This window comes from Salmonella sp. 32100201201700099SM (genome assembly GCF_017572645.1).
Taxonomy (GTDB): domain Bacteria; phylum Pseudomonadota; class Gammaproteobacteria; order Enterobacterales; family Enterobacteriaceae; genus Salmonella; species Salmonella enterica.
In genome coordinates, this window is the sequence record NZ_JAGERQ010000025.1 from 1 (window position 1) to 3,111 (window position 3,111).

Genomic DNA, 3,111 nt, shown 5'->3' on the forward strand with positions numbered 1-3,111 from the left:
ATGTCTGCCGTGATTACTCGCTTCTTCCCGGAACCCGTCGCCGCGCCAGCACCGCGCGCCGTTCCCGTCGTGGACGACTTCACCCGCTTAAAGCCGGTGATTGCCGCCGCCATTCACCATCACCGCCTTAACGCTTAATTCCCGGAGGGATCCATGACTATTGCCATTACCGATGTCGTCCTGCGTGACGCCCACCAGTCTCTGTTCGCCACCCGCCTGCGCCTTGACGATATGCTGCCGATTGCCGCCGCGCTCGATGACGTGGGCTACGGGTCGCTGGAGTGCTGGGGCGGCGCCACCTTTGACGCCTGCATCCGTTTCCTCGGCGAAGACCCGTGGGTCCGCCTGCGCGAGCTCAAAAAGGCCATGCCGAAGACCCCCCTGCAGATGCTGCTGCGCGGCCAGAACCTGCTCGGCTACCGCCACTATGCCGATGACGTGGTGGAGCGCTTCGTTGAGCGCGCGGTGAAAAACGGCATGGACGTGTTCCGCGTCTTCGACGCCATGAACGACCCGCGCAATATGAAAGCCGCCCTGCAGGCGGTGCGCAGCCACGGCGCGCACGCCCAGGGCACGCTCTCGTACACCACCAGCCCGGCGCACACCCTGCAGACCTGGCTGGACCTGACCGAACAGTTGTTAGAGACCGGCGTTGACTCGATTGCCATCAAGGATATGTCCGGCATCCTCACGCCGATGGCCGCCTTTGAGCTGGTCAGCGAAATCAAAAAACGTTTTGAGGTGCGCCTGCACCTGCACTGTCATGCCACCACCGGCATGGCGGAGATGGCGCTGCTGAAAGCCATCGAGGCGGGCGTTGACGGCGTCGACACGGCGATTTCCTCCATGAGCGCCACCTACGGCCACCCGGCCACCGAAGCGCTGGTGGCAACGCTTGCCGGCACGGAACACGACACCGGGCTGGATATCCTGAAGCTGGAGAGCATCGCAGCGTACTTCCGCGAGGTGCGCAAGAAATATCACGCCTTTGAAGGCCAGCTGAAGGGCTACGACAGCCGTATCCTGGTGGCCCAGGTGCCGGGCGGAATGCTGACCAACCTCGAAAGCCAGCTGAAGCAGCAGAACGCGGCGGACAAACTCGACCAGGTGCTGGCGGAAATCCCCCGCGTGCGCGAGGACCTCGGCTTTATCCCGCTGGTCACCCCGACCTCGCAGATTGTCGGCACCCAGGCGGTGCTCAACGTGCTGACCGGCGAACGCTACAAAACCATTGCCAAAGAAACGGCGGGCATTCTGAAAGGCGAATACGGCCACACCCCGGTGCCGGTGAACGCCGCGTTACAGGCCCGCGTGCTGGAAGGGGGCGCTCCGGTGACCTGCCGTCCGGCGGATTTACTCAAACCGGAACTGGCTGAACTGGAAGCGGACGTCAGGCGCCAGGCGCAGGAGAAGGGCATCACTCTGGCGGGAAACGCCATCGACGACGTGCTCACCGTGGCGCTGTTCCCGCAGATTGGGCTGAAATTCCTCGAAAACCGCCATAACCCGGCGGCGTTTGAGCCACTGCCGCAGGCGGAAGCCGCGCAGCCGGTGGCAAAAGCAGAGAAGCCTGCCGCTTCCGGTATCTACACCGTGGAAGTGGAAGGCAAAGCCTTTGTGGTGAAGGTCAGCGACGGTGGCGATATCAGCCAGCTGACCGCAGCCGTTCCTGCCTCCGCGCCAGCCGCTGCCGCTCCGGCAGGCGCCGGCACCCCGGTCACCGCGCCGCTGGCGGGCAACATCTGGAAGGTGATTGCCACCGAGGGCCAGACGGTGGCGGAAGGCGACGTGCTGCTGATTCTGGAAGCCATGAAGATGGAAACCGAAATCCGCGCCGCGCAGGCCGGGACGGTACGCGGTATCGCGGTGAAGTCCGGCGACGCCGTCTCCGTCGGCGACCCCCTGATGACGCTGGCGTAACGGAGAACTGAAATGGAAAGTCTGAACGCCCTGCTTCAGGGCATGGGGCTGATGCACCTTGGCGCAGGCCAGGCCATCATGCTGCTGGTGAGCCTGCTGCTGCTGTGGCTGGCGATAGCGAAGAAGTTCGAGCCGTTGTTGTTGCTGCCGATTGGCTTCGGCGGCCTGCTCTCCAATATCCCGGAAGCGGGCATGGCGCTGACCGCGCTGGAGAGCCTGCTGGCGCATCACGACGCCGGGCAGCTGGCGGTGATTGCCGCGAAGCTTAACTGCGCGCCGGACGTGCACGCCATTAAAGAGGCATTAGCGCTGGCGCTGCCGTCGGTGCAGAGCCAGATGGAGAACCTGGCGGTGGACATGGGCTACACACCGGGGGTGCTGGCGCTGTTTTACAAAGTGGCGATTGGCTCCGGCGTCGCGCCGCTGGTCATCTTCATGGGCGTGGGCGCGATGACCGACTTCGGCCCGCTGCTGGCCAACCCGCGCACCCTGCTGCTGGGCGCGGCGGCGCAGTTCGGCATCTTCGCCACCGTGCTGGGGGCGCTGACGCTGAACTACTTCGGCCTTATCAGCTTCACCCTGCCGCAGGCGGCGGCCATCGGCATTATCGGCGGCGCGGACGGCCCGACGGCGATTTACCTGTCGGGCAAGCTGGCGCCGGAGCTGCTGGGGGCCATTGCGGTGGCGGCGTACTCATATATGGCGCTGGTGCCGTTAATCCAGCCGCCGATTATGCGCGCGCTGACCAGCGAGAAAGAGCGCAAAATCCGCATGGTGCAGCTGCGCACGGTGAGTAAGCGGGAAAAAATCCTCTTCCCGGTGGTGCTGTTGCTGCTGGTGGCGCTGCTGCTGCCGGGGATGTTCTGCTTTGGCAATCTGATGCGTGAAAGCGGCGTGGTGGAGCGTCTGAGCGACACGGTGCAGAACGGGCTGATTAATATCGTGACCATCTTCCTCGGGCTGTCGGTGGGCGCCAAGCTGGTGGCGGACAAGCTCCTGCAACCGCAGACGCTGGGCATTCTGCTGCTGGGGGTGGTTGCGTTCGGTATCGGGACGGCGGCCGGGGTGCTGATGGCGAAGCTGCTGAACCTGTGCAGTAAGAACAAAATCAACCCGCTGATAGGTTCAGCCGGGGTGTCGGCAGTGCCGATGGCGGCACGCGTATCGAACAAAGTGGGGCTGGAGTCGGAC

General features: G+C 64.3%; 2 protein-coding genes and 1 pseudogene. All 3 read left to right on the forward strand.

Annotated elements, in window-relative coordinates:
* Positions 1–138: pseudogene (locus J4685_RS22320) on the forward strand (oxaloacetate decarboxylase subunit gamma); the annotation flags it as partial.
* A 15-nt stretch (positions 139–153) separates the two neighbouring features.
* Positions 154–1,920 carry a sodium-extruding oxaloacetate decarboxylase subunit alpha gene (gene oadA, locus J4685_RS22325; protein ID WP_000150441.1) on the forward strand — a complete coding sequence of 589 codons (1,767 nt, stop codon included), beginning with the start codon at positions 154–156 and terminating at the stop codon, positions 1,918–1,920.
* Positions 1,921–1,932: 12 nt separating this feature from the next.
* Positions 1,933–3,111: oxaloacetate decarboxylase subunit beta (locus J4685_RS22330; protein ID WP_046593418.1), on the forward strand; the 1,179-nt coding region annotated here is incomplete at its 3' end.

Bases quoted from the DNA above. Each gene is read 5' to 3' on its own strand.
- oadA (WP_000150441.1), top strand. From the start codon at position 154: ATGACTATTGCCATTACCGATGTCGTCCTGCGTGACGCCCACCAGTCT.